Source organism: Enteractinococcus helveticum (genome assembly GCF_001657475.1).
GTDB classification, from domain to species: domain Bacteria; phylum Actinomycetota; class Actinomycetes; order Actinomycetales; family Micrococcaceae; genus Yaniella; species Yaniella helvetica.
The window spans coordinates 1-25,843 of record NZ_LXEY01000015.1 but is presented as its reverse complement, the minus strand read 5'-3'; the positions used below and the strand labels follow the sequence as shown (position 1 = coordinate 25,843).

General features: G+C 54.9%; 20 protein-coding genes. 7 read left to right on the top strand and 13 right to left on the bottom strand.

Features of this window, described 5'->3' with window-relative positions:
* Positions 1–85: 85 nt before the first annotated feature.
* On the top strand, positions 86–727 hold the full coding sequence (locus A6F49_RS05020) for a phosphatase PAP2 family protein (RefSeq protein ID WP_150119395.1): 642 nt from the start codon (positions 86–88) through the stop codon (positions 725–727).
* Here the strand turns inward: A6F49_RS05020 and A6F49_RS05015 are convergent.
* Complete coding sequence (locus tag A6F49_RS05015; protein ID WP_043057375.1) at positions 724–1,821, bottom strand: maleylacetate reductase; 1,098 nt, start codon at positions 1,819–1,821, stop codon at positions 724–726. The two genes, A6F49_RS05020 and A6F49_RS05015, sit on opposite strands and share 4 nt — an antisense overlap.
* Before the next feature lie 273 nt (positions 1,822–2,094).
* On the opposite strand from A6F49_RS05015, the gene A6F49_RS05010 reads away from it, so the two are divergent.
* A complete protein-coding gene (locus A6F49_RS05010) occupies positions 2,095–2,733 on the top strand; it encodes a phosphatase PAP2 family protein (protein WP_150119394.1) in 639 nt (212 codons plus the stop codon).
* Between the two features lie 304 nt (positions 2,734–3,037).
* Positions 3,038–4,006, top strand: coding sequence for a hypothetical protein (locus A6F49_RS05005; protein ID WP_043057376.1), 969 nt, complete (start codon positions 3,038–3,040; stop codon positions 4,004–4,006).
* A 14-nt stretch (positions 4,007–4,020) separates the two neighbouring features.
* Here A6F49_RS05005 and A6F49_RS05000 read toward each other — a convergent pair whose 3' ends face one another.
* The 8 genes from A6F49_RS05000 to A6F49_RS04965 all read right to left on the bottom strand — a co-directional run bounded on the left by A6F49_RS05000 (position 4,021) and on the right by A6F49_RS04965 (position 16,027).
* The gene (locus tag A6F49_RS05000) at positions 4,021–4,848 is read right to left on the bottom strand and encodes an oxidoreductase (RefSeq protein ID WP_043057377.1); all 828 of its coding nucleotides are present in this window, start codon (positions 4,846–4,848) and stop codon (positions 4,021–4,023) included.
* Between the two features lie 433 nt (positions 4,849–5,281).
* Positions 5,282–5,407 (bottom strand): hypothetical protein, encoded by a 126-nt coding sequence (locus A6F49_RS18580; protein ID WP_268751172.1) that lies wholly within the window; start codon positions 5,405–5,407, stop codon positions 5,282–5,284.
* A gap of 178 nt (positions 5,408–5,585) precedes the next feature.
* Positions 5,586–6,458 carry a DUF3037 domain-containing protein gene (locus A6F49_RS04990; protein WP_043057378.1) on the bottom strand — a complete coding sequence of 291 codons (873 nt, stop codon included), beginning with the start codon at positions 6,456–6,458 and terminating at the stop codon, positions 5,586–5,588.
* Positions 6,459–6,461: 3 nt separating this feature from the next.
* Positions 6,462–7,271: a HipA family kinase gene (locus A6F49_RS17660; protein ID WP_161485770.1), complete on the bottom strand. Its 810-nt coding sequence runs from the start codon at positions 7,269–7,271 to the stop codon at positions 6,462–6,464.
* A 431-nt stretch (positions 7,272–7,702) separates the two neighbouring features.
* Complete coding sequence (locus A6F49_RS04980; protein ID WP_043057380.1) at positions 7,703–9,052, bottom strand: MFS transporter; 1,350 nt, start codon at positions 9,050–9,052, stop codon at positions 7,703–7,705.
* Between the two features lie 177 nt (positions 9,053–9,229).
* Entirely contained in the window at positions 9,230–13,111 is a 3,882-nt protein-coding gene (locus A6F49_RS04975; RefSeq protein ID WP_043057381.1) for a hydantoinase B/oxoprolinase family protein, read from the bottom strand.
* A 588-nt stretch (positions 13,112–13,699) separates the two neighbouring features.
* Complete coding sequence (locus A6F49_RS04970; protein ID WP_082911603.1) at positions 13,700–14,479, bottom strand: isochorismatase family protein; 780 nt, start codon at positions 14,477–14,479, stop codon at positions 13,700–13,702.
* 306 nt (positions 14,480–14,785) lie between these two features.
* Positions 14,786–16,027, bottom strand: coding sequence for a lipopolysaccharide biosynthesis protein (locus A6F49_RS04965; RefSeq protein WP_043057382.1), 1,242 nt, complete (start codon positions 16,025–16,027; stop codon positions 14,786–14,788).
* 598 nt (positions 16,028–16,625) lie between these two features.
* Between A6F49_RS04965 and A6F49_RS04955 the strand changes: the two genes are divergently transcribed.
* A complete protein-coding gene (locus A6F49_RS04955; RefSeq protein ID WP_052504771.1) occupies positions 16,626–17,207 on the top strand; it encodes an ElyC/SanA/YdcF family protein in 582 nt (193 codons plus the stop codon).
* A gap of 4 nt (positions 17,208–17,211) precedes the next feature.
* On the opposite strand, the gene A6F49_RS04950 is transcribed toward A6F49_RS04955, so the two are convergent.
* On the bottom strand, positions 17,212–18,477 hold the full coding sequence (locus A6F49_RS04950) for an alpha-hydroxy acid oxidase (protein WP_043057384.1): 1,266 nt from the start codon (positions 18,475–18,477) through the stop codon (positions 17,212–17,214).
* A gap of 140 nt (positions 18,478–18,617) precedes the next feature.
* On the opposite strand from A6F49_RS04950, the gene A6F49_RS04945 reads away from it, so the two are divergent.
* Positions 18,618–20,204 carry a glucosamine inositolphosphorylceramide transferase family protein gene (locus A6F49_RS04945; protein WP_043057385.1) on the top strand — a complete coding sequence of 529 codons (1,587 nt, stop codon included), beginning with the start codon at positions 18,618–18,620 and terminating at the stop codon, positions 20,202–20,204.
* A gap of 54 nt (positions 20,205–20,258) precedes the next feature.
* Here A6F49_RS04945 and A6F49_RS04940 read toward each other — a convergent pair whose 3' ends face one another.
* From A6F49_RS04940 to A6F49_RS04930, 3 genes are all read right to left on the bottom strand, one after another.
* Entirely contained in the window at positions 20,259–21,284 is a 1,026-nt protein-coding gene (locus tag A6F49_RS04940; protein ID WP_043057386.1) for an LCP family protein, read from the bottom strand.
* A 112-nt stretch (positions 21,285–21,396) separates the two neighbouring features.
* Positions 21,397–21,666, bottom strand: a complete 270-nt coding sequence (locus tag A6F49_RS04935; protein ID WP_150119391.1) for a hypothetical protein — start codon at positions 21,664–21,666, stop codon at positions 21,397–21,399.
* Between the two features lie 190 nt (positions 21,667–21,856).
* A complete protein-coding gene (locus tag A6F49_RS04930; protein ID WP_150119390.1) occupies positions 21,857–23,830 on the bottom strand; it encodes a sunset domain-containing protein in 1,974 nt (657 codons plus the stop codon).
* Positions 23,831–24,098: 268 nt separating this feature from the next.
* Between A6F49_RS04930 and A6F49_RS04925 the strand changes: the two genes are divergently transcribed.
* The gene (locus A6F49_RS04925) at positions 24,099–24,377 is read left to right on the top strand and encodes an LPXTG cell wall anchor domain-containing protein (RefSeq protein ID WP_043057388.1); all 279 of its coding nucleotides are present in this window, start codon (positions 24,099–24,101) and stop codon (positions 24,375–24,377) included.
* Between the two features lie 160 nt (positions 24,378–24,537).
* On the top strand, positions 24,538–25,164 hold the full coding sequence (locus A6F49_RS04920; protein ID WP_052504774.1) for an ElyC/SanA/YdcF family protein: 627 nt from the start codon (positions 24,538–24,540) through the stop codon (positions 25,162–25,164).
* The last annotated feature ends 679 nt before the right edge of the window (positions 25,165–25,843 follow it).

Below are 25,843 nucleotides of genomic sequence, written 5' to 3'. Positions count from 1 at the left end.
GGTGAAAAGTTTGACCATGGCGGAACGCCCCGATACTTCCACGCAGCCGAGGTGTGCGATATCAACGTGAAAGTGGGAGGACGATGTGACCCGGACGAGACAACTTGTGGTACCGGTATTGCTCTGGTTATTCGTTGCCGCTGTTGTCGGCGTACTTTTTGAAACTCCTACTTGGAGCGCCGCCTTATTTGAGACGGCGGTTGATCAGACATTGGTTAATATCGGCACGATCGCATCCACGGTCATGCTTCTCTCACTTGTTGCAGGCTATGGAATCGTGTTTCTGTGGAGCTGGCGCACCGAACATAATGCGGCATGCATCCGATTGCTTTACGGCGGCGTCGTCATTGTCGTGATCTATCTGCTCAACCGGATATTGAAAAGCATGTTTGGTCAGATTCGGCCCTGTCATACCATCCAGACACCAGCAAACTGCCCACCGTTAGATAATTTTTCCTATCCCTCCAACCACACGGTCATCGCTTTCGGGCTTGCGATGGGCTTGGCTTTTGCAATTCCTGGGCTGTCTTACGTTGTCTTCCCGGTCGCGGTCGTTGAGGGAATCTCGCGGGTTTTGGCAGGACACCACTATCCGCATGATGTTCTTGCCGCCGCAGTTCTCGGTACCTTGGGTGTACTCGCCACGCTATTGATATTTGAAGGATTGCAACAGAAACGTACTGAACAGCTCAGTGCCATGAGGGCCAGATACAAAACTTTGGTCTAATCGTGAGACTCCGCGGTGTCAGCTTTACGGACAACGATTGGGTCATCGCCCACCAGTGCGGCGTTGAGTAGCGCAGTCAGGTTGTCGCGCGTGACGGGCCGTGGATTATTGGCTGGGACTACGGGCAGGATGATTTCTACTGCTTCGGCGATGTTGTCCTGGGTGAACCCGTAATCAGCGAGCCGGACCGGGGCATCCAGTTGTTTACGCAACCTTTGGAATCCGGCAAGCGCATCGGTGGCGCCCAGTGCTCGAGCAATGCGCTCAGAAGCCTCCGGAGCCGCATCCATATTGAACGCCAACACATAGGCCAAGACTGTGGCATGTGTCTGGGCGTGCGGCAAATCGAAGGTGCCGCCCAGCACGTGGCAGATCTTGTGGTGGAGTCCAGACCCTGCCGAAGCGAATGACACCGCAGATAAATACGCACCATAAAGGAGCTGCTCTCGCCCGGCAAGATCTTGCGGATCATCGACGATCGAGGGGAGACCGGCCGCCAGGGCGGTGATTCCCTCGGTGGCCAGCGCCTGGTTGATCGGATCAGCGCGCGGGCCCCACAGCGAATCGATACAGTGTGCCATGCCATTCAAACCGGAGGCCACCGACAGTTCAACGGGCAACTCCATGGTGAATTCAGCATCGTAAATCACGGTCTTGGGGAGTACGGCGTCATTGACGCCGGTGGTTTTCCGCGCGTCCACGGTTAGTCCCCACATATTGGTTGCTTCCGAACCAGAATAGGTTGTGGGAACAGCAATAATCGGTAGCCCGGTATCAAGAGCGATGGCCTTAGCCAACCCGGTGGCTGAACCGCCACCAACACATACCAGTACATCCACATCGTACTCTCGGGCTACAGCACGAGCATGTTGGGCAACCTCAAAGGGCACGTGCATAACCACTTGGGTGTAGTTGACGAGCACCTCGATCTGGGCGGTGATCTGTTGCGCCGCAGGTTGTGCCCGGTCACTGGCAATGAGCATGATCCGACGAGCCTTGAGACGCCGTACTTCTTGTGCCAGATAGTCTGCTGCTTTGCCGTTTCCAAAGAGTACCCGCTGCCCCAAGCTGACGTGTTCAAATACCAAACTCATGCGTATGCTCCTGATCGATGTGCTACAAGGGGTCTCCTCTAGATTGTCCCATGTTGTACATCAGCGCTGCCGGGCGGCACAGCGATGGCAGCTATATCGATCGGCAGCAGTGCACCGCTGTCACCGATGCCGCGTAGGTTGGTCCTCGAATACGTTGGCCCCAGGTTTCTCACACGTCGAACCAATTGGGTACCCTTGCCGCAAGCGCATTAGAGTTAATGCGATAAAGTGCGCACAGCAAGCGCATTCGTAATTGCAAAGGCGTGAGGGCATTTGGGGACACGACAGATCGTTGGACCGGTTCTAATCTGGCTACTAGTCGCAGCTATCATCGGCGCGCTAACGGAAGTGCCGCCATGGAGCGCCGAGCTGTCCCAAACCATGGCCGTTGAACCCTGGATCGCCGTCGGCCAGATCGTCTCACCGATCATCATGATCATCCTGCTTGTCACCTATCTTGGCATGGTCATCCGCGCCTGGGTCATCCAGGAAAACCTGCCGTTTATCCGGCTGATTTTCGGCGGACTAACCACGCTGGTCATCATGATCATCAGTTTTGTTCTGCAAAACACCTACGGCAAACCACGCCCGTGCCACCTCGAAGAATTCGGCAGCACCTGCCCGGCAGACACCAGCTTCGCCTATCCATCCAGCTTCACTGTCATTGCTTTTGCGCTCGCTGTTGGCCTTGCCTATGCAGTGCCGTGGACGGCGTATCTGGTGTTTCCGTTGGCCATCCTTGAAAGTGTTGCCAGCGTTCTAGCCGGCGAGCAGTTCCCTCACGACGTCGTTGCCGGTGCCGCACTTGGGGGACTGGGAGCTATCGGCCTGCTGTACATGTTCATCAAAGTCCAAACGAAAATGGCCGAGCAGCTGACAGCGCGCAGAGCGCAGCCATCAACAACTGACTGACACCCGTACTCATTCCCGACGCAGCATAGTTTCGGTCGCGGTAATGACGAGCTCCTGATTCCTCTCGCGGGCTCTTTCTGATTCATGGACGTTTACGATAGCGGGTATGACTACGCGCTTTGAGCCGGCCTTGTCCAACAATTGTCTAGTCATGACACACGAACTTGGCGTGTCCAGCGTCGTTAATTGCGATCTGTAGCACAATTAACATTGTCACTACGGAGCGAAAATTGTTGGCTCGAACTTTCCTTGGTGGAGTGCTTTAGGTCAGCGATTTCATTTATTGGCATGTCAGGAACACATAATGAAACTACGGCCAGTATTGTCTGCGAGCGCAGTCGGTGTATTGATCGCAGCCGCGAGCGCAGTCCCATCTCTTGCCTCCGAGGAAGAAACTCCCCGAGAACGGGAGGTTTCAGTAACCCCGGTTGCACCCAGCCCTGAAGCCAAAGATGAGCCGACCTCGAATCCTCCCGAGAATAGTGAGTCTCCCTCCGAAGAAGGAACTGCAGAGGTCGTAGATGAGGAAGAAGACGATACTGAAGATCCATCGTCGATTGAGGATCTGCTCGAAGAGACAGCGGAACCCGTTCGGCCCAGTGTCGAGGCTCCAGAACCGCCAGCCGTTCCAGCTGAAGCCCCTACGAGATTGGAAGCTCTCAACAGCCCATTTGTGGCCGCTGATAATGGATCCAACGTCGCGAATAATGACAGAGCGGTCACCGAGGCGAATACCCCGAACGGTGCAGCACGCTCACAGAATCCTGGCCCAGCACCGCGTGAGGTGTCAAACTCTCCTTTCGCCAATAGTCCGGCTGCTCAAGCTGAATCCGATAACTCGGAAAACGCACCTGAAGGAATAGTTTTCGGCCCTCAAAACTTGCCGATCGTACCGGCCGAAGATGGGCCGTTCGTCGGCGCTGACGCCCTGGCACAAGTGCTGCTAAATGCACAGAATCCTATTGACAACGAACCAGTTGAGGAAACCACTGACGGTACGAGTGAGGCCCCAGGGCGAGTGGAATCACGACGAATCGTTCGACCTGATCAACCTGCTGCAGCTGCCCCGCAAGAAAACATCACGAATCCTCAAACTAGCCCTTCGAACCCAGAGGACTCCCGCTCGGATTCGTTGCAGGATACCCACTCGGCCCCACCGAATAATCTCGTCACGACAGGGGCCGCGTCCGCACTGCTCGCAATTGGTGGTGTACTCATGATTGCCGGTGGCGCAGGGATACTGTTCTGGCACCGCCGCAGCACCAGCAAGTGAGCTACCCGCAAATACTATGCGTAGTCGGTGTTGATGCCTAGGTGCTCCCAGTCCATGAGGTCATCGAGCTGCTGGTTCAAATCCACTTCGGCCAGCTCAAGTGCCTGTTTCCCGAGGACTAGGCGCATTGGCGGATTGTCCTGTTCGGCAAGCGTCAGAATAGCTTGGGCAGCTTTGACCGGGTCGCCAGCCTGGTTGCCGTCCATCGTGTCGGTTTCTTTCCGACGACGTCCGGCAGTTTCGGCATACGCTGCAATCGGTTCTGCGGACTGGTGCAGCGATCGACCAGCGAAATCGGTACGGAAAGGCCCAGGCTGAACAATTGCCACCCGAATACCCAGTGGCCCGACTTCTTGTTGGAGTGCTTCCGTGGTCGATTCCAGCGCAGCCTTCGTAGCGGTATAAAATCCAGAGCCTGGGCTACTGCGCTGACCACCAATCGATGAGATATTAATGATCATTCCGGAGCCTTGTTCACGCATATGGGGCAGAACCTCTTGGATTATGTGCACGGCACCAAAGTAGTTCGTGGCAAACAGCTGCTGCAGCGCATCATCTTCGCCTTCTTCCACCGCAGCGCGATACCCGTAGCCCGCGTTATTGACCAGCACATCAATCCCACCGAACTGCTCCGTAGCACCTTCAACAGCCGAAGCAATCTGCCCTGCGTTCGTCACATCCAGCGGCAATGTGAGCGCAGTATCGGGGTACTGTTCGGCCAGTTCTGTCAAGCTCTCCGTCTCTCGGGCAGTGATGACGGCGTTGTGTCCTGCTTCGAGTACACGCTGGGCGAGTGCGCGTCCCAGCCCTGTCGAGCAGCCGGTGATAAGCCACGTGGTCATGAGGATCCTTTCGGACGACGTTCAGTGTTCTGGTTGCACACTAGTTGCCAAGGTCGTGTTCTGGATACCGATGGGCAGCTGGGAATTTCCTCATATTCTTGGCCAAGATTACGGTTGTGTGCGAGGGAGCTTAGACTCTGATCGTCGGGGAACAATTAAATAGGAGTCCGTTAGGTACTGCTGATGGGTGTGGGTCCTGCTCAAGCTCGAACATCGTCTCCCAGCTCCCAAGGTTATGCTCAGGAATTCCAGGAAGGCCTTAGGGCAGCCGTCTATTCGTCAGCACCATCCTTAGTACGCACCCTAAGCGGCACAATAGTGTCTTGAAAACGACTCAGCAGCAACTAGTCTGCTCTTCGGACATGGTTGGTCGCGTTGCGAACACGTTACCTAGCGAAGGAATTTTTCATTCTGAGTTTGTCAGGTTTTTGATTCATATCCGCAGCACAGAGCGCTCATTGAACAGTTGATCAACCAGATTCGAGGAGGGGCGCAGTTCATGCAATATCAGATCGTAGGCATCGGAAAATTCAACTGCTGAGATTTTTGCAGAGCTCATCGTGAGCTCGTACGCTCTGGAAAATCTATTGGTACATGCCAGTCGACGAGCAAGGTTTGAAAGCAGCCATTCTGAAGTTGGGAGGTCTGATCGCAGACGGGTGGCATTTTTAATAGAGACGACAAGTCCGTCGGGGGAGGGGGACATATCGCTCGTACACAGTTCTCGATCTAACTGACTAGCTTGCTAAAGCTAACCGTGGGGTTTGATCGATTTCTTCGTGTGAGCGGTGTTCGATATCATGCTCTCCCCAAAAACGGATGGCATTCTCTAGCGTTTTCTTTTGCCATGTAGTTTCGGGCTCGTTATGTACGACGAAGAGCTTTCCTTCACTCGCGAAAGGAAGCGTGGCCCCTTTACTGCCGCCGATATTGATTTGGGCTCCACTATCCCGGATTTGCTGGAGCCGGAACTGGAACGCATGGACAGTTTTTCTTAGCTCCCTTTCCTCACCTCGTTGAAAATTGATAGCAAGAGTCAGCTGATCCACAGTATGAGGGGAATAGATAGCAAAATCGAAATTATCGACTTCACCATCACCAGCTCTAGCTTTAACTTTTGAACTCCACTGACGGGAGTCGCCTAGCTCAACTTTCTCGAGTGCTTCACGGTAATGGTCCCGAATAATCGTAAGCTTTTGGCGACCATGTGAAGTCGATTGTTCTACCACGTAGTTCTCGAACAAAATCTGAACGAGCTGCTCTGAAGATTCTGCGTAGGATAGGCTCGGTGCCGACAGTTGAAGTGCATTATTTTTATGCACCCGAGCACGTTCGACGTCCTCCACGCTGAGACTTTCGATAGGAAAAACCACACCAGAAGTATCTAACTGGGATTGTCGATTTTTAGGGGAGACGCGATTTGCCAAGTCCTGCAAGAGTGGCAGTAACTTTTGAGCATCTCCTCCGAGGCTGCTAGCTCGACGAAAATCACTTACGTATTTTAGGGCCCAGTCGTTGTCGGACCCACCAACCAACACACCGATATTTATGAATTCGCCACGGAAAGCATTTGGAACATAACGGAGCACCCAAGATACGTATTCATCCATGGTTCACTCCTTTGCTGCGTTGTTTGCGTGTCGTCGTAACGAGGTGGCCACCATACTACGACGCGAATATAGCCAACGTGCAATGGCTATCAACAAAGTGTCGGAGAAGCCCCATGCAACCGGCACTTGGGACACGATCTGGAGGACATTCAACGGCTTTAGAGAATCGAGTTTATCAGCTCGTTCTATAAAAGCCCCGGGGCTCATTCCCCTTTCATTTTCGGACCAACGATATTCTGGGCCTGGGGTGTGCGAGTAAAAGTCTTCGTCTAGATAACTTTCCATGCCGAGCCATAGCCCATAATCGAAGGCAGTGAGGCTGTGGCTATCCTCTAATCGATAGAGGAATTGGTTATCCTCACCCAAGCACCATTCCCACAAAGCTCCATAGCCCGGTCCATGGTGATGGTTATTGTCACGGTTTAGGTGTGTAAGACGGTCCTCCTGGTGGGCATGATCGATTTCCCGACTCGCAAAACAAACTCCGGGATGTAATGGCTCACCATTATGATTTGTATGCGCATGAGCTACCGCAACTGGTAAATCTAGGAACGAATATTCTGGAGTCGGCACGCCCAAATATTGGGCTGCCCCATGCACAACTACTTCGGCTAACAATGACGATTGATGGTGCGGATTATGTTGGGGTTTTACGTAATATCGATGCCCGTTTGAAGCTATTACATGTAATGGCGTGGATCCAGTCTTCAGAATTTCTTTTACGTGCATTACGTAAGCGATTGCAGTCGGGCGTTGGTACCCCTCTAATATTTCAGGCCATCGTACGGGTAAGGGGTGTACGTTATCGTTCACTCTCACCCTCCTGCATTCCTTTACCTAGCTGGTGAAAAAATACAGTGTTATAGTCTGCGAACACATTCACAACAGGGATCCTTGCCGATTCGTTACACCGCAGAATATTTTGCTTCGCTTCAACAAATTCACGGCAGCTGAGTTTAGAGCTACGGCGCCTAGTTGCGGCTAGGTTTCCCATATGGCCCTCTTACCTGGTGATGTGAATGTGAGATCTGTGCGACAGGTTACACCATAAGATGAGTTGCCGTGTCATTGCTGCAATAACTTGGTTCGTTGTAATTCCAATTAGATGCCCCTGTTTACAAGACAGGCGGTCAAATTAGCTAGAGATGAACAGTCCGACCACGGATAGTAAAAGCCGGTACCACCAACGCTGCAGTTGGGTGGTACCGGCCCTTGTCACCTGGCGACAGGACGATGCCAGGAGCTTATGACACAGTTACAGAAACTGGTTCTTCTTCGGTCACCTCCTGCTTGACCGGACGTGCCAGCATCATGATCAGACCGGACAGCAGTACGCCACCCAGCGCAATCACGATCGTGGCGTTGCTGAGACCAAAGTTCGCGGTGACCAGTGCGGTGAGAATGAACCCACCGATCACAGCACCCGGCTGGCTCATCGACACGATAAATGCGGATCCGGTACCACGGCATTCAGACTGGAAGCATTCGGCCTGGAAGTACATGATGGCCGCGTATGGGCCCAGCAGGAAGAACAGCCCGATCATGTACATCGGCACAACGAATGCTGCATTGCTTGGGCCCAACATCATGGCGGTAAACGCGATACCGGCGATGGTCCAACCGAACACAATCACGTTCTTACGGCCGAAGCGGTCACCCAGCCAGCCGTGGGTCAGATAACCCAGAGCGCCGACGATGTTGGCCACGATAATCATCATCAAAGCACTCGAGGCATCAACGCCTTTACCGGTTTCCAATACGGTGGTACCCAGCACGGAGAAGGTCTGAATGCCCATCCAGTTGAGGATCCAGGCAAAGCACAGCACGATAGTGTTGCGGCGGTGGAGCTTATTGAAGATCATCTTCAGCGGAGCCTCGGTGGTGATCTTCAGCCCGGTGGCATCCGAGATCGCCTGGGCTGCTTCCAGGTTCCCGGCCTTCTGGTGGGCCTTCATCTGCTGCATGGCGCTAAACTGCGGGGTTTCTTTGAGGAAGAAGTAGATCAGCGCGAAGACGACGGCGGCCGGGATCATCGAGATCAAGAAGGCTAGCCGCCAGTTTTCTGGACCAAACCAGGCGGTCACCAGGCCGACGAAGCCTGCTGCCATGAGCGCACCCACGGGCCATCCGGTCTGGACGAACGCGTAGATGAGTCCCTGGTTCTTTTTGACCTTCTTATCCTCGGACAGCGCGAAGACTTCATTGAGATATGTGGCGTTGACCGATTGTTCGGCAAGGGCCACCCCGGACAGTGCGCGGATGCCCACCAGGCTGACGGAGCCTTGGGCCAGCGCGCTGGCACCACCGGCGACGGCGGAGCCACCGACCGACGTCATCATGCCTTTACGACGTCCCAGTTTATCGATCAGTGGGCCAAAGAAAATGATGATCAAGAAGACTCCGGCAGATACCAGAGTGGAGACCAACAGGGCGTGGCTGGAGTCCCAGCCGAAGCTTTCTTCAATACGGGGGAGCAGGGTGCCAAACAGAATGTAATCGTAGACCGCGATGGTCCAGGCGAGGAAGGCGATGATCGTGACGAATCGCGTTTCCTTCAGGCTAATCTTACGGAATGCGTGGGCGTTATCTTGCATAACGACTCCTTGAGTGAGGGCTTCAATGAAGAAGAAAACGCATAGTGTGGAGGTGTGGCCGTGAAGACGTGCGAAAAGGTGTGGGTATGAGGACCCGCGGGGAGCAACGCTTGGCGCTGTTCCCCGCGGGGTGGTTGTTCTCAGAAGTATTCAGTTATTATCGGGCGCGGTAACCGGTTACGCGGTCGCCGCTGCGGTTGCTTTTCCCGCCGACTGGGCCGTTTCGGCGCGCAGGGCAACGGTGGCGTCTTCGTCTACGGTCAGGCGACCATCGACTTCGACCAGGACGACACCGTAATCTTCACGCGCGGCCTCACGGGTGGTGAAGTCATCCAGCACATCTTCTAATACCTTGGCTGGATCGCGCTTGGTTGGGTCCCCGAAGCCACCTGCGGATGGGACCGTGATCTGGATCGAGTCGCCGGCTTCAAGCTGGCGCCCGGTGACCTTCGACGGCCAGGATTCTTCGCCGTCGCGGCCTGGGTTTTTGATCAGCGAGGCGTTCCGGCCATCGTGGCCACCGTGGGCACCCCATGGCAGATCCGATTCGTGGCGTTCACCTTCACACGTGATGACCGTGTCGGTCAGGAACGTGTTTTCGCGAACGATCCCGATACCCCCGCGGTACTCACCGGCTGCTGCAGGTTCGTCACGCAGCTCGTAGCGGTCGGTGCGCATTGGGAAGCGCCACTCGAGCTCTTCAATCGGGTTGTTGCGGGTGTTAGCAATCAGGTTGTCCACCGAGTCCGGACCATCGCCGTTATGGCGGGCACCGTTGGCACCTTCGTTGACCTCCAGGTAGACCCAGTATTCGCCTTGGACTTCATCCCACCCGGAATACGACATGAAGTGAATATGGGCGGAGTTTCCGGCGGTGACCTTTTCTGGCATGACCGGAGCCAGGGCACGCAGTGCCAGGTCAACCGCACGCTGGACCTGCGAGAACCGGGAGAAGGTTGCCGCCGGGTACTTCGGATTGAAGATCGTACCCTCCGGTGCAATCACCTTCAGTGGTTTCAGCATGCCCTCGTTCTGCGGAACGTGGACCGGGAAGGCCACTTCGTCTAAGAACATCATGCGGGTAATGAAGGTAAACGCTGAGACGGTGGTTCCTTCAAATGCACAGTTATATGCGGTTGGCACCTGTTCGGACGAGCCGGTCAGGTCGTAGGTGATCTCGTCACCTTCGATAATGACCTTGACGGCGATCGGCAGTTTCTTACCGTAGTTGCGACCATCATCATCGAGGTAGCCGATTTCAGTTTCGTACACACCATCTGGGATCTTGGCGATTTCCTGGCGCAGCATGGTCTCGGAGTAATCGATCCAGGCCTGGCCGGAATCCTGTACAGCTGCTAAGCCATAGCGTTCCACCAGCGACAGGTAGCGGTTGGACGCCAACTCGGTCGCTGCGATCATGGCCTGGAAGTCACCCTTATTGGAGGTTGGTGTGCGCGTGTTATCCAAAATGTGTTTGATCAGCGGTTCTTGGCGAACGCCCTTGTCGTAGATCTTCAGTGCGCGGAAGATCTGGCCTTCCGACTGCATGTCCTGAATATCCACCATCAGCCCCGAATGTGCGCCACCGTTGTCGATCAGCTGACCCGAAGCACCCGAGAAGCCAACCAGGCTGCCTTGATAGAAGATCGGTTTGATGATCGCCACGTCAGGGGAGTGGGTCGCACCTAGGTATGGGTCATTGTGCAGAATGATATCGCCTTCGTGGATATCGTCACCCAGCACCGAGATGACACCCTTGACAATCTTGGGCATGGAGCCCATGAACATCGGGGTCGAGTCCGATTCGGCTAACACGTTGCCCTCGACATCAAATAGCCCGGCGCCGAGGTCCTCGGATTCACGAATGATCGAGGAATATGCCATACGGAATAGCACGGAGGCCATTTCCTTGGCGGCCGAGTTCAGCGCACCACCGATGACTCGCATCAGAATTGGGGTTGCCAGGTCTTCTGCGGTGGATTCATTGGCTGGGCAAGCAATCACCATGTTGCCGGACTCGTCGATCGTGACACCGAAGCCCGGAGGGACCACGGTAGTGGCGTCGTACTGTTCGACGATGGCTGGGCCTTCGAAGCTTTGACCGATGGCCAGTTTTTCGCGATCGTAGAACGGGGTGGCCAGGGTTGCTGGCTTGCCGCCCACGTCGAAAGTGACCTCACGGGTTTCGATAAGGGCATCTTCTAGCGAGGCTTGTGTGGTTGGCTTTACCGCAGGCAGCTCGGTCATTTCGGCGGTTGCTTCGACACGGATATTGATCAGTTCAACGGCGCTGTGCGAGAAGCGGTGGCCATATTCTTCTTCGTGAGCCGCATGGAAGCGAGTTTCGGCTTCGACCAACCAGGCATCGTTGATCTCACCATCGGGGACATCGAAGCGAATCTCATAACCCTGACCTTCGTAACGGGCATCGGCCAAACGTTGCAGCTTGCGGTGTTCTGGGGCGATGCTCTCGGCATCCAACTGCGCAGTAGCCTGAGCTTCGAGTTCTTCGTAGGAAGACTGCAGAGCTGGGCAATCAGCGTCAGCCAGTGGGAAGCGGACGGTCGAGACGAATTCGTAGCGCTCATCGGTGGCCAGTAGCCCCAGGGCAGCGATAATGCCCGGGTTTGCCGGGACCAGCACGTTTGGAACTTCGAGTTCGGAGGCAATTTCGCAAGCGAACAGACCACCGGCACCACCTGCAGCAACCAGGGTGAAGTCACGAGGGTCGTACCCGCGGCGGACCGAGTTTTCTTCGATCGCCTGGGTCATGCCGTATTTCTGCAGCTGTAGGGCACCAAGAGCGGCTTCTTCAACTGACATGTCCAGCTGGTCTGCCACTTTCTTCATGGCATCCTGTGACAGGTCTGGGCGCAGGTCGATACCGGAACCGGCCAGCATGCGCTCTGGGCGCAGACGGCCCAGCAGCAACTGGGCGTCGGTGGAGGTTGGTTCTTCACCGCCACGGTTGTAGCAAACCGGACCTGGGTCAGCACCAGCCGACTGGGGTCCAACGCGGTACACGCCACCCTGGTCCACGTAGGCGATCGAGCCGCCCCCGGCGCCAATGGTGTCAATGTCGACCATGGGGATCATGGCCTGGTAGTCACCAATCTTGGTATCCAGTAGGTGGCGCATGCGCAGTTCACCCTGGTAGGCGACACCGATGTCGGCGGAGGTGCCACCGATATCCAGGGTGACAATGTTTTCGAAACCGGACTGTTCACCGGCCCACAGGCCACCGATCAGCCCGCCAACAGGACCCGACATCATCAGGGTCACTGGGCGTTTGGCGGCTTCGTTAATTGGGACCATGCCACCGGAGGACTGCATCAGCAGGATTTCACGTTCATACCCCAGGGACTCGATTTCATTTTGCAGACGAGTCAGGTAGCGGGAGACGCGTGGGCCAACATAGGCGTTCAGAGCGGTGGTCGAGAAGCGTTCGTATTCGCGGTACAGCGGAACAATGTCGCTGGAAAGCGACAAGTAAGCTTCTGGGAATTCTTCGCGAACGATTTCGCCGATGCGCTGTTCGTGGGCTGGATTCAAATAGGAGTGCAGCAGGCAGACGGCGATGGCTTCAACACCGGCGGCTTTCAGTTCGCGGACACGTTCGCGAACTTCGTCTTCGTCCAGAGCGCGCAGCACGTCACCGTATGGTGCGGTGATGCGTTCGTTGACGGTCAGTCGGTGGCGGCGTTTGACCAGCGGGTGGGTCTGCCATGGGAGGTCTTGTTGCAGCGAGAAGTTGTGCGGCTTCTTGTGGCGAGCAATATGCAAAATATCGCGGAAGCCTTCGGTGGTGATCATGCCGACTTCTGCACCCTTGTGGGTCAGCGCGGTGTTCGTGGCGACCGTGGTGCCGTGGACAACCTGGTCGACTTCGGCAAGCGTGATGCCGGCTTTCGCCACCAAGCGCTTCAGACCATCAACAACGGCGATCGACGGATCTTCTGGAGTTGAGGGGACTTTCTCGACAAACCCAGTGCGTGATTCATCATCTGAGTAATATAAGTCGGTGAAAGTGCCACCAACGTCTACACCTATGCGCTTCATGTGTTCCTCCTATATGGAAATGGCATGGAAGTTGTATCGCGAACTTGGAAATAGGGAGGCGGACGGGAGATCCAAAACCCGAAAACCGCTGGGAGTTTTTCTGTTAGGAGCGATGCTCGAACCTACTTGGCGGGCGTGTGACTCACATCACCTTTTGTTGCTACTCAGTCAATTTAGTTGCTAACTAAGCAATTATCAAGAGGGGTTGGTGAGAAATTTATAGAAATTTGTCACTCTTTCAGGACTCAGGGCCTCTTGCCGGGTGGGCCTGAAAAAGGGGTGCAGCAAAGTCCTGTAGATGCTCGTTGGGTTTGTCGATCAGTCACTGCTCAGGCTCTTCGGGGGATAGGCGTGCCCGCTCAGGGGTGACGCATTGTGAAGGTTGAGCCGAGCGGCTGGTCGTCAAATTCGAGGGACTTGAAGAGTGACTAAAAGATGGCCCTGTGCCTGGCAATGCACCTGTGGCGCGGTGATCTGGCGTTATAGCCTCGCGTGAGAGGGTGCTGGTCGCAGCGGGTCCCTGTTAAGCGCCTCCGGGACTTCACGCTCAGTCAGAGTGTGAAGTCCCGGAGAGTATGGTGCTAATGCTTACTTGGCTGCCAGGGCCTGCTGTGGGGCTTTGGCGGTTGGGGTGGGAACGGTGTCTTCGAAGTTCGGCAGGTTGTTGAGATATTCCACAACGGTGCCAACGGATTCGACGTCACCGAACTTGTTGTCGATGTCGAACAGGTTCCAGGCGACGGTGCCGGCAACGCGGTCACCGATGGCTTCGCGGACAGCAATTGGACGGAAGCCTTCAGCCATGGCATCTTCGACGGTGTTGCGAACGCAGGCGGATGCGGTCACGCCGGTGACGATCAGGGTGTCGATGCGGTTAGCGGTCAGGAACTGGTTCAGGTAGGTGCCAGGGAACGCTGAGGCGCGCTTCTTGGTGATGACCAATTCGCCTGGTTCTGGGGCGATGCGCGAGTCGATGTCAGCTGCACCGGTCGAAGGATCCAGGGTTTCCAGAGGAATCTTCTGCGACCACAGGCCCATGTCTGATGGCAGTTCTGCGTTGAGAACTTCGTAGGCGGTGGTGATGAAAATGACTGGGACACCCTTGGCGCGAGCGGCAGCGTTCAGGTCCTGGCAAGCAGGAATAATGGTATCCATGTTGCGGCAAGTGAATGCGTGACCTGGGCGGGTCCAGGCGTTAGCCATGTCAATGTGGATGACCGCTGGGCGAGTGCCGAAGCCAACGCGACGCTTGAAGCCACGGCCTTCCATCTCCTGGGCGCCCAGGTTGAAGGCGTTGTCCAGTGCTTGTTCTAGCTGGTTTTCGATTTCTTTGTAGGCTTCGTCCGATTCGTAAACGCTATCCACCATGGGATTCTCCTTTAAAGTTCATTCTGTGATTCGCATCACGGGGTGTGTTGCTGATACAACAATCTAGTTGCTGTCTAAGCAATATGCAAGAGTTTTGTGAAAAGATTTTTTGTGCCCCCGCGCTCCCTAGGTTTGACGCGGCCATTTGCTGGATCAGACATCGATTCTTGGCAGAAAGTTCATGTTTTCGACATGCAAAAATCAGCACAAAAAGTTCTCGTGCAACGCGTTGCGGTTTAAATAAAAATTCAGCCGCCCACGACAATGGAGCGTGGGCGGTGGAGAGTGCTTGTGTGCCCTGCGGTGCTACGTGGCGCGACGCTGGGCGGATAGGGCGAGGCTGAGCGCGCCAATGAAGCGGCCCCAGCCGGTAGTGAAGGCAACGGCCATCGCGCCAATCATTGGTGGGATGCCTGGAACACTGATGACCAAGAAGCCAACGCCCACGCCCAGCGAGCAGGCCATGAACCAGATCCAGGCTTGGCCGGCATACGCATTTAGGACGTTGAGTGTGGCTTCGTAGATGTAGGAAGACGCGACCGGAATCATCGCGGCCGATAGCACCGCAAGTTCCAGGTGGGTCAGGGCGAATTCGTCGCCGTAGATGAATTCCAGTACCGGGGAACCAGCAAAGATGATGATCGGGATCGCCACGACCACCAGGATGATCAGTGCTCCCGAGACCTTATGTGCACGGCGCAGCAGTTTGCGTGCACCGGATTCTTCGAAGGTCCAACGAAATGAGGTGATGAAGATGTCTTTGAGGGTGTCGCCGGTGAGGTTGGCGGCCGTCAGCAGATACGCTGCGGTGGCAAAAACACCGGTGGTCGCATCGTCGGCGATCACCGACAGGAACAGAATGGGCAGATACAACGAGAGCGCGGCAAGGGACTCAGAAATCGTGGTCGGCACCCCTGCGCGCAAGATCCGCCGGTAACCCCCCGGTGCGGCTGCCGGATCCTGGGGCACTTTCAACACATAGCGTTGCGCCGAGGCGGCTACCAATGCGGAGCCAATACCCACACACAGCACCGTCAGGGCAATGTTGTGCGTGAGCATGATGGCTACAAAGGCGATAACCATGGTCAAGGCACTGTTGGTGATACTGTGCAGCCCGATGAGTAACAGGCGATTCTCGCGCTGGAACCGGGCATATAAAATGTCGTGATAGACGTCGAAGCATCGCACCGCCACCACGGCAGCTAGCAGCGGGAGGTTAGCGCTGGGATCAATCTGGTAGTAGGCCACGATGATGAGAATTGCAGCCCCAGTGCCGATCAGCCGCAGAATCAAATAGGACTTCCAGGTGAAACTGGTTTGTAAGCTCAGATAGACAGTGCGCAAGCCCAATTGCCCGATAATAAACACCGGGGTCACAATCGCCAAGGTCAACGAGTATTGGCCGACGGCGGCAGCACCGTCGCCAACGCGAGCGAATAGCCAGACCAAAAACCACTGGGCTATGGCCCAGCTGAGGGAGCCGCCTGCAAAAATGTACCGGTCGATAGCGCGGGTTTTAGCCGGTTTGAGATCAACGGTGTCAGACATCGGCTGGCCACTTAGCGTCTCGATGGCTGACGAACGAGGTGCGACTCAAGCTGGTGGGTGAGTTTTCTTCCTGCACACCAAGCATGTACACCTGTTGGAAGCCAACCCCAATGCCAGTGATTTGGAGGAGTCCGATAATCTCGCTCGAGTTCAGCCATATTTCAGCGCGTCCTGAACCATCTATCTCGAGCCCTGCAGTAACAGTACTAGCCATACGGTCCATTCCATCCGCCACGATCCTGGGCACTGCCGACTCGAACAGGCGGAGGAGCATTACCAGTGCAATACGCTCGGGTTGCCAAGCCGTGACAACAACCGCTAAGGGCGTTACGCGAAATGGCTGCCTCTTCATGTGTGCCGACAGAAGGTGTGATTCGCCTAGACATTTAGATTTGTGAGTTGCTTCATGATTCTATCGCAAGGGCGGCGAAAATGAATGGGTTACAGAAAACTCAAATCATAAACTATGTCAAAGTATTTGTCTATAGCTCTTGCACAGGCACGGCCGTCAGTTCAAGATAGTAGTCAACTGCTAGTTTCCAGGTCCTGATAGATAGTGAAAGCACCATCCGACTCCACAAAAGAAAATAGAGGGTCCGTGCGTAAATTCAAAATTATCAGTGGCATCACGGCTACTTTGGTCATCGGTTGGTTGCTCTTCGTAACGCTCAATGTGCTGTACCCGTCTCAGGGCGACCTCGACTCCCCAAATGACGCTGTGGTCAGCCTCTCGCCGCAGCACTACCGGTTGCCTCTTGCAGAAGAGGTATGGGCAAATACCGGCACAAATACCCTGGTGATCTCATATGTTGAGCCTGGACTTGGACAATTCGGAAGCTATACACCGCAGCAGCTCCCTGAAGCTGTGGTCGAATACTGCCAGACTGAACCACGCGACGACGTCGTGTGTCTGTCTCCAGTAGAAATCTCTACGATCGGTGAGGCATTTTCTATCAATGACTTGGCAACGGAACAGTCCTGGGACTCAATCACGGTTGTAACCAGCAAGTGGCACACTTTTAGAACCCGGTTCCTGTTCAGCCAATGCATCGATGACGTCGTGGACGTCAACATCGTCTACCCTGACTCCGAGATGACGGCAGAGCAGTGGGGCTGGTATCTCGCCTACGAAAATGCAGCGTTTATCAAAGCGCTATATGAAGGCACCTTCCGCTGCTGACCCCTCAAACTCGAGAATCGCTCACGCGGCCAAGAACATCTCGAGGTGCCAGACGCGTCAGCTGCGTGACATGCTTGGGGCTAAGTTCCGCCACACTGCTAACGCCCAGTAATCCCATGGTCCGACGAATTTCAGACTCCAGAATGGCAATCATCCTATTTACGCCCACACGGCCACCGGCCATGAGACCGTAGAGCCACGCGCGGCCGACCATGGCAAAATCTGCACCGAGCGCATGTGCTGCCACCGCATCCGCGCCATTCATCACCCCGGTGTCTACCAAGATGGTTGTGTGATTGCCGACTTCGCGCGCTACTTCGGGCAGCAGATGAAACGGAACGGGTGCACGGTCAAGCTGTCGTCCTCCGTGATTCGACAGTACGATCCCGTCAACCCCTGCATCGACCATGCGCTGGGCATCCGCCAGCGTTTGGATGCCTTTGACAACAATCTTGCCGGGCCACATGTCACGAACTGTCGCCAGGTCAGCTTCAGAAATCGTGGGATCAAACGCTGCTGTAATCAGATCGGATACGGTACCACCGGTATTCGACAGGGAAGCAAACTCAAGACGCTGGGTGGTCAGAAAATTAAACCACCAAGAAGTTCGCGGCAGCGCATCGATCACCGTCTTTGCAGTTAGCTGTGGCGGAATCGAAAAACCATTGCGTGTATCCCGCATGCGGTTACCAGCAATTGGCGTATCGACGGTGAACAACAGGGTGTCAAAGCCAGCTGCAGCAGCGCGTTCCACCAGGCCGTAGGAAATATCGCGATCCTTCATCAAATACAGCTGAAACCAGTTGCGACCCTGCGGATTGGTGGCTTTGACTTCTTCGATCGACACAGTCCCAAGAGTCGAAAGCGAAAACGGGATACCAGCGGCACCAGCAGCCCCGGCACCGGCAATCTCACCTTCGGTCTGCATCATCCGGGCAAACCCCGTCGGTGCCAACCCGAACGGTAACGCACTGGGGCCACCCAGAATCTCAACCGAGGTATCAATCTCAGGAGCAGGTCTCAAGATTTCTGGGTGAAATTCAATATCCTCGAACGCCTGCCGGGCGCGACGATACGAAATCTCGCCTTCTGCCGAGCCATCAGTGTAATCAAACGCAGCCTTCGGTGTCCGCCGCTTGGCAATCAGACGCAGATCTTCAACGGTTAGTGCCTGTGTCAACCGACGTTTGGTGGCGTTGAGTTCAGGTTTCTTGAACTGCAATAGTTCTCGCAATTCACCGAGTTTTGGAAACTGACGTTGGATTGACATCGGGTCGAACTCCTTCACTGACAAGCTACAGCTCAGCTTGATGGGCCAGCCAATGATAGTCAATAACCTCTCGGCAGCTGACCCTAAATCGTGTATTGTGACACCCATCTCACCGAGTCATACACCTTGCGGAGGAACACGTGCGTGCTGCCCTTTTATTGGGATCCGATAGGACACTCAAGGCCTGGGAATACGAAGCCCTCGAGCTTGCCATCAACCAAGGTCTAGACATTACAACAGTTCTGCACTGCACTAACGACCAAGAGCCGCCACGCAAAGCGCAACATGCGGCATACCATGCCCTCACATTTGCGAGTCGCTCGCGAATGTCGATGCTTCGGGAACGCGATGTCACGCCGCTATTACGCAATGACGTCGAGGTCCTGTATTTCCCCTCCGAATGGGAAGAGTCTTGGCAGCGCATCCCCGACAGTCTCGCCGAGCAGCTGGAAGGTCACGACGTTGTCCTAAAATTTGGGATGAACCTACTCAAAGATCCTGAGCACCTTCCCGTACCCCACGGGGTTGTCGCTTATCACGACGCCAATCCTGAAGGGCATCGCGGGCGGCCACACGGCTTCCATGAACTCACAGCCGGCGAAGCAACCATGAATATTGCTGTGCATCAACTGGGCGACACACACGAGGGTGGACGCATCCTGGCCGAAGGATCCTCTCGCGTTGTGCCAACCTCATACCGTGCAACCCTGAGCAATGCGTATGAGGCGAGTATTCCGTTGCTTGCCAAGGCCATGCATACTCTAGAGAACCAGCGCACCAATTCATACACAGCGCCAGAATTGAAACACCGACTACCGACCAACGGCCAGGTGCTCAAAACACTGGGCAAGATGGCCACAGCACTGGTCGGACGCGGACTTTATGGAGCATTTCGTGAAAAACGTTGGAACGTAGCATATGTGCCGCAACCATTCGACCCAGATAATCCGGTACAACCTCATTTCGACGATATGCAGCCCATTACTCTTCCGGAAGGCTACACCTTCGCAGCGGATCCCTGCGCGTATCACAATGGCCGTCTGTATGTAGAAGTCATGCACGGCAGCACCGGAAAAGGTGAGATTTTCGCCTATGCCGATGGGCAGGGTCAACGTGTCGATTTACCTGTCGACGGGGGACACCTTTCCTATCCTCAGATTCTCGAATACGAAGGCGTGACATATCTCTTTCCTGAAATGGGAGACGTCGGCCCTCCCACGTTTTTCGAACTGGATGAAGAACAGCTCACCTCCAAAGCGACACATCAGCTGCTTGGTCTTGAAACCGAGCGCGTTATCGACCCCACGCTGATCGAACATGAAGGGCATTGGTATCTGTTCGGTGGACGACCAGAAACCGTGGGGGAGCGGCTTGAGCTTTGGGTTAGCGACAGCCCGTTTGGGCCATGGGCGCTCCATCCACAAACACCGGTGTGCCTAGATCCCCGCTCGGCACGCATGGCAGGGCCCCTCATCCGAGCACATGGCAATTTATATCGGACGGGGCAAGACGGATCCGTGAGTTACGGTCGAGGCGTGACCATCAGTCGAATAGAAAAACTGACCCCCACCGAGTTCGCTGAAACACGCATGAGCCCCTTTACAATCCAAGGTGCCTACGGGCCACACACGATCTTGCCAACGGAAGACGGGTACTGGCTGGACTACTACACTGAGCAAACCACACCCATGGCTGGAGTCCGACGAGTCAAAGGCCGACTCAAATAGTCGGAACTCGTGAGAATATGACATGCCTGTCAGAAGGCAGTCAATGGAGTGTGCTTAGTAGGGCTCTGGTTGATAATCCGCTAGGTCATCATTATTGAAGCGCTCGCGGACTTCTTCCAGCTCATCCCAGTCAACATAGACAACGGACTGGCCACCGGATTCACGACCTGTCCCAGTGGTTGGCAGGGTGAAGCTCGTGATATCATCCGAACGTACAGACGACATTGAGGTACCTAGACCAAGCATCTGGCTGATTCCGAAGTCACCGTCGAATGCTACATACGGCGTAGTGGTCTCCACAAGTTCATTCATCTTTGCGGGATTTGTCAAAGTATCACGGGTCAGTACTTCTTGTGCGAATGAGCGCATGAACAACTGCTGATTGGCTGCACGAGAGTAATCACCATCTGAGAAGGCATAGCGTTCCCGAACAAATATCAGAGCCTCGTCGCCATCGAGCGTAATTGGACCTTCAGCAAATGACATGCCGTCCACGGAAAAAGCGCGCGGATTGTTGACTTCGACTCCGCCAACAGCGTCAGTAAGGTTCTTGAAGCCATTGAAATCGATGACGGCAATATGGTCGATCCGCTGGTCGAGCAGGCCTTCAACCGTTTGAACCATAAGTGGCACTCCGCCATAGGCCAACGCAGCGTTAATCTTGGACTGTCCATGCCCAGGGATATCAACCCAGGAGTCTCGCATGATCGACATGATCTGAACGCCGCTGCGATCCGAAGGAATATGGGCAACCATAATTGAGTCTGCGCGGCTGCCAAGGTCATCAAGAATTGGTTTCGATGTATCAGCACGCGAATCGGAACCTAGCAACAGAATGTTTACTGCAGGATCGTCGTGTCCTTCAGCTGGTTCTGTTATCGCCGGGCGAAGTTCTTCTTCTGGAAATGCTTCACCGATGGTCTCAAAATCTTGAAACTTGGACAGCCATCCCCATGCAAGACCGGCGGCGATGAGTAATGCGACGAGAAACGACCCCAGAACCCACAACGAAACCTTTTTGCTCTTCTTGGAAGAGGACTCGTCTTCCATTTCTGGGAACCTAGGGGTGTTATCAGTCATAAAACTGACTATATACGCATATACGCCACGTGCTAGCACTTAGTATTAGACCCAGTGAGTGCGGACATCGGAAGTAAAAGAAGCATAACTGACGCCATCAGTTTCCAAAATGTCACCCATGATCAAATTTTCTACTACGGCTAATGACGTGGCGTCGTTGCCACAATTCCTTGAAATACTCGTTGAGGGTAGCTTTCTCACCAATAGGTTCTAGATCTTGGGTTTCGCCACAGAGATCCTCAACGCTTGGGCCTTTTGCAGGATGAGTATTTTCAATAGCTCCACGGAAGCGTTCGTCCTCGTTAGCTAAGAGAGACAGGGTACTCTTGTCGAATTCGTTCTGATGGTGGAGGAACACGAACTCCGCAGCACGTTCGTCCAAGACAGCGTGCACTCTTGCTGACCCCGATATTCAATATAGGTTAGCGGGAATCATTTACCCCGAAACTTCTTGGACCTTGCCGAGCGTAGTCATGGTTTTGTTAAATCGCTTGGCCTCTGAGCGATTTTCCAAAGTGAATCTTGTTGAAATCGTTCAGAGGCCAGCTGCGGTTTATACGCGAGGTAGGGGGTTACCGCTTAGATGCACGGTACCCCGCAGCACGAGCTGCGGTGGTGGTCTTGAAGCATTCTTCTGGGACGGTGACGTTGTAGAAAGCTCCACCACGTACGTGATACTTCCAATCGGTACCATCGGTTGGACGGTTACCCTTTATCGGATGGCTAGCTGGACAACTCTTACCGGTGGCTTTGACCTTATTCGAGCTGCTTGACGTTTTGGAGTTCGAGGACGACGTCGTCCCTTTAATAGGACCAACCTGGGCTGACGTTCTGTTCAGCGTGGAGTACCCACTTCGCTTGCCGGTGACTCGAACCGAGATCTTCTTGCCCCGATCTGCAGAGGTCAATTTGTACTGCGACTTCTTGGCGCCGCTGATGGCTTTGCCGTTGCGCAACCATTGGTAGCTAAATGTGGTTCCGGAGGTCCATTTGCCTCGGGTGACTTTCAGCGTTTTGCCGACGGTGGTGGTTCCGGTGACCTTCGGGCGAGCCCCGGTCAAGGTGCCGCGGGTGGTCTTGGCTCGTTTTGGCGAAGTTTTGGAAACGGACTTATACCCGGACTTCTTGCCGGTGACCTTGACCGAGAGTTGTTTTCCGACGTCTGCGGCAACAGGCTTGTAGGTCTTCTTTGTGGCTTTTGAGATGGCCTTACCATTGCGTAACCACTGGTAAGTCAGCTTGGTACCCTTGGTCCAGGTGCCGGTCTGGGCGGTGACGGTGTGGCCGACCTTCGGTGTGCCTGAGACTTTCGGTCGGGGAGCGCTCAGGGTACCAACGGCGGTCTTAGCCTTCTTCGCAGAGGTCTTTGCTACGGACTTATAACCCGATTTCTTACCGGTGACCTTGACCGAGATGCGTTTGCCGACGTCTGCAGCGACCGGTGTATAGGTTTTCTTGGTGGCCTTGGAGATGGCCTTGCCGTTGCGTAGCCACTGGTAGCTAAACGAGGTGCCCGAAGTCCAGGAGCCGTGGGTGATCTTGAGGGTCTTGCCGACCTTGGCGGTGCCCGAGATTTTTGGGGTCGAGGATCTCAGCGTGCCAGCAACGGTTTTGCTCAGTGCTTTCGAGGCCTTGGAGATGGTCTCGTGGCCGGCTTTGGAACCGGTGACTTTGACCGAGATGTTTTTGCCGACGTCAGCGGCGACTGGCTTATAGGTTGCACCGGTGGCTTTTGAGATGGCCTTGCCGTTGCGCAGCCATTGGTAGGTCAGCTTGGTCCCCTTGGTCCAGGCACCCGTTTGAGCGGTCAGGGTGTTGCCGACTTTCGGCGTGCCCTTGATGACGGGGGTGGTCGCAGCCAGGGGAGCGCCGAGTACATTGCTGACCGCCGTTGCTGAGCTGGTGACCTGGTGGCTGAAGCAGTTAGTGATCTCACCGGTGACCTGAACGGTCACGCGTTTACCTTGATCTGCTGCCTGCAGAGTGTAGCGCGATGACGTCGCACCGCTGATCGGAGTGCCATTGAGCAGCCACTGATACGACACCGTAGTGCCGGTTGGCCAGCCGGTGCTCTGCGCGCTCAGTGCTTTGCCAACAACGTTGGAACCTGACACGGTGGGCTGCTGTACAGCTGAGGCAGGGAAACTGATGGGCTCAGTGGATGCAGAGGTGACCGGTTCTTGTCCCGAGCCTGCTGGTGGGCTGACACGCACTGCAAGTGTTGAGCAGATGTCGTCGTTGGTAGGTACATACACTGAGGCAATGGCTGCTGGGATGGCGACACCGTCGCGCAGCCATTCAAAGGTTGATCCGTCTTCAGCATTGGTATCAGCAGTGAGGGTAGCCCCGACTTGTGGGGTTCCTGTGATCGCTGCGGTGAGGGTTTCAACGGTGCCAACCGCTGGTGTTTCGGTAGTAACCGAGCTGGTGGTTTCAGGAACTGCCAGTTCGGCAGCATTGGCCGGTACAAAACCGGAAACAGTGATCGCACCGATCAGTGCGACACCGGCGAAAGCCCGCCGGAATTTCAAAGGTGTGAGCTTCATTCCAGGATCATATCCCGGTGGCTGACGCCCTTTTGAAACAGCACATTTGTGAACTGAATTGCGCACTTTACGTGATGTTCACGTGAATATACGCGAGTATTTTTCCTAGCGTGGCTGGTGCGTTGCCTGGACCTGTTTGGATTATTAGGTGTTGGGTTTCTGTGCCTTGGAAGTCCATGTCGTTTCTTCTACGAAAGAGTAGATCATGAGGGTTCAGCGTTTCCTCGATCGGCACCCTACTACGTGGCGACCATTGAGATTTCTTGCCATGCTCTTGCTGTCTGTAGGACTCTTGGTGGCCGGGCCAGTTCCGGTTGCGCTCGCAGCGGCCCCGACTGTTCACGCACCAGTCGTTACACTTATGCCACAATCCGAGGGTGATGCTCCTACGGAAGATGCTGAAACCTTCGACGGCTCCGCACATGATGCACAGCTCGCCGACACCGGCGCTCAGCGCACGCTATTGCTCACGATTGGCGGTTTACTCAGTGTTGGTGCAGGACTCACCGCATGGTGGGTGTCGCGGCGCAGTACATCGCGGCACTAGCGCCGTCGTCATATTCCATAGCTGTAGCGTTTGTCCTACAGCTTTTTGGTCTATGTGTCAAGGATGAAATACACTAACGTCGGCGCGCGATTCCAAAGCTAACCAGGATAATGACTCTTCCATAGATTTCCTTGCGCGCTCAAAGACGAAACGAGCAGTGATGACAACTACCCTGAATGACAAGAAAACACGTGTTGGAGTCAAACCGACTCCGCTGAAACTTTTCATTCGGGCGGCTCTTGCCTTGCTCACCGTTTGGGTCCTGTTTTTCTCAGGGGGTGTGGTGTTCCCCGTACAAGGTGAGATCGAAGCCCACAGCGATGCAGTAGTAAGCCTGGCGCCGCAGGAGCATCGATTATTTACGGCGTTACAAGTGGTCGAAGCTGACAACCCCGAGGCGCTGGTCATTTCGCATTTTGACGGACAGATGGGTCTCAATGGCTCCGGGGAGTCGCAACAACAAATAGACGTGACCGATTACTGCGAGGAACACAGCGGGAACGGTGTTATCTGTTTTACCCCGTCAGAAGTTGCGACCATTGGTGAGGCATTCGCCGTGCGTGACATTGCAGCCCAGGAATCTTGGGAAACTGTAACTGTGGTGACGAGCCGGTGGCATGCATTTCGGGCGCATTACATTTTCGAGCAATGTATTGGCGATGATATTGAAGTCAACCTGGTGCATTCTGATTCCGACGAACTCAGCGCAACCGATTGGTTCGCACACCTTGTGTATGAAAATGCTGCGTTTTTCAAGGCGCTGTGGCAGACCACTACTCGGTGCTGAAACTTAGCGCCCTGAAACCTGGGGCGATACCGGGGTGCAGCGCACGCTGATGCTTGGTGGTTTACTTACTGTTGGTGCAGCGCTAGCCGCGCGGAGGGTTTCGCGTCGCAGTATTATCAATGCGCCAACAACATTGTCATTGGCAGTATTGAAAGTTGCTAACGTAGCATTTCAAGACGCGCTCTTGGGCCGTTCTCAGTTTAAGTATCCGCCGCCAGCCTGACACGTCCTATCTGAATCCTCGTTAACCGATTGTCTTTCTCCAGGAGGCTCGCTGAGCAAGTCCACCCTTGGATGGTGCCTCGTTCGAAGTCGTCGATTTCGATTCTGTTTTAGAACTCGTAGCTACCTTGAGCTTCCTGACCTGTTTGGGCGTCTAGTTTAGTGTTGAGCCGCCATTGCTTCTGTGAGTGGTTCGATCCGAGAGTCTCCGGTCTTTTGAAGTGAGCTTTTACTACGACTTCTCGGCACCATAGTTTGAGTCCAAAACCAACGCCTAACTGAGCCCGAAACTATAACCGAGTATCAATCATTTTGAATCGCCATCCAGACCGGTAATTTTCAAGTCGGGTGAGACCAGCGTGTGTTTAGGCGGCGAGTTGTGTGTCCTCCTGTGACGGTGGGGCGGGTTGGTTAATCCAGGCCGCAGCGGGCAGCTGCAGGGTTTTGGGTAGCTGGT